Origin of the sequence: Intrasporangium sp., assembly GCF_051961875.1 — a bacterium.
Taxonomy (GTDB): Bacteria; Actinomycetota; Actinomycetes; order Actinomycetales; family Dermatophilaceae; genus Intrasporangium_A.
In genome coordinates, this window is sequence record NZ_JBQCCV010000305.1 from 1 (window position 1) to 3235 (window position 3235).

3 protein-coding genes are annotated in these 3235 nt (G+C 71.3%); all 3 read left to right on the forward strand.

Features of this window, described 5'->3' with window-relative positions; all coding sequences use genetic code 11:
* Positions 1-171: 171 nt before the first annotated feature.
* Positions 172-270 (forward strand): 30S ribosomal protein bS22, encoded by a 99-nt coding sequence (locus ACTHJJ_RS18750; RefSeq protein ID WP_003792170.1) that lies wholly within the window; start codon positions 172-174, stop codon positions 268-270.
* A gap of 161 nt (positions 271-431) precedes the next feature.
* Entirely contained in the window at positions 432-1478 is a 1047-nt protein-coding gene (locus ACTHJJ_RS18755; protein ID WP_440304465.1) for an NAD-dependent epimerase/dehydratase family protein, read from the forward strand.
* Entirely contained in the window at positions 1475-2962 is a 1488-nt protein-coding gene (locus tag ACTHJJ_RS18760) for a 1-acyl-sn-glycerol-3-phosphate acyltransferase (RefSeq protein ID WP_440304466.1), read from the forward strand. The genes ACTHJJ_RS18755 and ACTHJJ_RS18760 overlap by 4 nt, the downstream gene beginning before the upstream one ends.
* The last annotated feature ends 273 nt before the right edge of the window (positions 2963-3235 follow it).

Sequence of the window (3235 nt, forward strand, 5' to 3'; positions counted from 1 at the left end):
CAATCCGGGGGGGCGCCGGGCCCTAGGGGCCGGGGCGCCCCGTCGCTTTGAGGTGACGCTCGGGCACACGCTACGCTGTGTCCTCGGCTCGGCTATTGGAGTTCGACTTTCCGTGAGGACGGGTGGTCGACGCAGGTCGGCACACACACCGTCTACGGAACGAGGGCAACGATGGGCTCTGTCATCAAGAAGCGCCGCAAGCGCATGGCGAAGAAGAAGCACCGCAAGCTGCTGCGCAAGACGCGTCACCAGCGTCGCAACAAGAAGTGATCACCCGAGCGTGATCTCCCGCGGGCCTCGCCCGCGGCCCCACGACCCTCGCCATTGGCGGGGGTCGTTCTGTATCCGGACGCGGTGGACCGGCTCGCGCTGGGTAGGCTCGGGGATGCGGGTTTGGCACCCGTGACACTGGGGCGGGTAGGAGGTGCCAGATGGCCAGGGTCGTGCTCATGACGGGAGTCTCGCGCTACCTCGGCGGGCTCTACGCGAGACGGCTGTCGACCGACCCGTCCATCGAGCGGATCCTCGCCGTTGACGTCGTCCCGCCGCCGCACCCGATCGGCCGCGCCGAGTTCGTCCGGGCGGACATCCGCAACCCGATGATCGGGCGGATCATCGCGCAGGCGGAGGTCGACACGGTCGTGCACATGAACGTCATCGCGACCCCGAAGGACACCGGCGGCCGGGCGACGCAGAAGGAGATCAACGTCATCGGCACGATGCAGCTGCTCGCGGCGTGCCAGAAGGCCCAGTCCGTGCAGCGCCTCGTGGTCAAGTCGACGGCCGCGGTGTACGGCTCCTCGCCGCGGGATCCGGCCGTCTTCACCGAGGACATGAGTCCCAAGGCGATGCCGCGCAGCGGCTGGGGCAAGGACTCTGTCGAGGTCGAGGGCTACGTGCGCGGCTTCTCCCGACGGCGGCCGGACGTCGAGATCAGCCTGCTCCGGTTCGCCAACGTCATGGGGCACGGCATCCGCACGGCGCTCACGGACTACTTCTCGTTGCCGATCATCCCCGTGCCGCTCGGCTTCGACGCCCGGTTCCAGCTGCTCCACGAGTCCGATGTCACCGAGGCCATGGTCCGGGCCACGACCGGGCCCTCCGTCGGCATCGTCAACGTCGCCGGGGACGGCTTCCTCACGCTGCTGCAGTGCGCCGCGCTGTTGCGGCGTCCCATCGTGCCCGTGCCGCTGCAGGCCGCCGGAGCCGTGGGCAGTGCCATCAAACAGACCGGTATGGCGGACTTCTCGGCAGACCAGATGGCCTTCCTCGCCTTCGGCCGCGGCATCGACACGACGCGTATGCGCACCGTCCTCGGGCTGGAGCCCGCCTACACGACGAGGGCCGCGTTCGAGGACTTCGGGAGCCGGCTGCGCGGCACCGTCCCGGGCGCCGACGACGTCGGTGACGCGGTGACCGGAGCAGCGGCAGGAACGGTGGCCGCCATCTCTCGTGTCCTGGAGAGGATCCAGTCATGAACGAGCCCGACAAGACGACGGGCCGTCGCCCTCGCTCGGAGGGGGCCTTCGCGGCGGGTGCCGCCCGGGCCAGCGGCGAGCGGCGCCGCCGGGCCGGCACCCCACTCATCCCGACCGACCCCGTGGAGGTCAGCACGGCCCGCCGGGTCGCCGCGACCTCGGCACCGGACGACACGCCCGACGAGACGCAGCCCTCGTCCACGCCACGGGAGCCGGTCACGCCGGCCAAGGCGTCGGGTGAGGGCAAGCGCCCGAGGCGGGCTGCCATGAAGCGGTCGGCGGGGACCACGCGCCCGGGGCCGGCTCCTGCCGGCGGCCGGGGCGATGCCGACCCAGGTGCGCGCCGGGTGGGCGCCACCGGGGAGCGCGCGGACCGGGCGCGTCTGCGGTCGGTGCCGCCGCCGAGCGACGACCCAGCGCCGGGCGGGGACGAGGAGCGCAGGCTCCGGGAGTCGGCGCGGGCGCTGTCGGCCAGGGCCGTGGCGAGCGCCGCCGCACAGGCCTCCGGGACCGCAGAGAAGCTCGTGGCCCGCTTCCTCGACGCCGCCGACACCTCGTCGGACATCCGGCCGAGTGTCCCCGAGCTCGTCTCGCTCGCCGTGGACGTCCTGCGCGCCGCCGCGACGAGCTCGGGCGTGCCGGCCGCCGACGTCGAGCGGCAGGTCGCCGAGACCCTCGCGTACGTCCGTCGCCGGCTCATGGGCGACGTGTCCGTCGACGAGTTCGGCTTCGACGAGGACTTCACCCGACACGTCTACCTGCCCCTGCTGCGACCCCTCTACAAGAAGTGGTTCCGCGTCGAAGTGAAGGGGATCGAGCACATCCCGGCGACGGGTGGCGCCCTCGTCGTCGCGAACCACTCGGGCACCGTCGCGCTCGACTCGCTCATGACCCAGGTCGCGGTCCACGACGAGCATCCTCAGCACCGCCACCTGCGGATGCTCGGTGCCGACCTCGTCTTCCAGACGCCGTTCATCGGCGCCATGGCCCGCCGGTCGGGCTCCACCCTGGCGGCCACCACCGACGCCGAGCGGCTCCTCGGCAAGGGTGAGCTCGTCGGGGTCTGGCCCGAGGGGTTCAAGGGCGTCGGCAAGCCGTTCAGCGAGCGCTACAAGCTGCAGCGGTTCGGCCGCGGCGGTTTCGTCGCCGCCGCCCTGCGCGCCGAGGTGCCGATCGTGCCGTGCTCGATCGTCGGCGCGGAGGAGATCTATCCGATGCTCGGGAACATGCCGACGGTAGCCCGGTTGCTCGGAGTGCCCTACGCGCCCATCACCCCGACCTTCCCGTGGCTCGGCCTGCTCGGGCTCGTCCCGCTGCCGAGCAAGTGGCTCATCGAGTTCGGCCCGCCCGTCGACACGAGTGCGCTGGGTCCCGAGGCCGCCGACGACCCGATGATCGTGTTCGACCTGACCGACCAGGTCCGCGAGACGATCCAGCAGACGCTCTACAGCCTCCTGATGCAGCGCACCTCGGTCTTCATCTGATGCACCGTCCTCGTCGAGTGAGCAGTTGGTCCCAGGCGCCTCATGAGTTTTGGGGCGGGTGGGGCGGAGCGCTCACTCGACGCTGTGACGGGTGGGGCGGGGCGGTCACTCGACGTGTGGGTATGGCCCGTCGAGTGAGCAGTTCGTCTCAGGCGCCTCATGAGTTTGGGGGCGGGTGGGGCGGAGCGCTCACTCGACCCTGTGACGGGTGGGGCGGGGCGCTCACTCGACGTGTGGGTATGTCCCGTTGAGTGAGCAGTTCGTCTCAGGCGC